The sequence below is a fragment of the Bacillus cereus group sp. N21 genome, from assembly GCF_016483395.1.
GTDB lineage: Bacteria > Bacillota > Bacilli > Bacillales > Bacillaceae_G > Bacillus_A > Bacillus_A pseudomycoides.
In genome coordinates, this window is the sequence record NZ_JAEHBX010000278.1 from 1 (window position 1) to 354 (window position 354).

The following is a 354-nucleotide window of genomic DNA, read 5'->3' on the forward strand; positions in this document are numbered from 1 at the left end:
TACTATTGATTCACTTCTATCGAAATTCCCAATAGCTACTGCTTTAGTGAGGTGGATTTCAGCATTCTTACAATTAGTGACAAATTAGTATTTTCTATAAGTGAGAGGCTAATTTGCTTCTTCATATTCTTTCATTATTTTTTAAAACGTGTTTTTCTTTAGCTCTAACATTTCCATAAACATAACAGCTGTTATTTCTCCACTCTTCCATTTTGAATGAGTTTCTTCTATTATATTTATTTGTTGTTTGCTTAATGTCGAAAGATTCACCTGAGGCCGTCCTAAGTGTTTTCCTTGAGATTTAGCTACCGCAATCCCTTCAGCTTGTCGCTGATGAATTTTTTTACGTTCTTG

Annotated in this window: 1 pseudogene; it reads right to left on the minus strand. The window is 33.1% G+C overall.

The features are described from left to right. Nucleotides 1–141: 141 nt before the first annotated feature. Nucleotides 142–354 (minus strand): annotated as a pseudogene (locus JDS96_RS30845) (recombinase family protein); the annotation flags it as partial.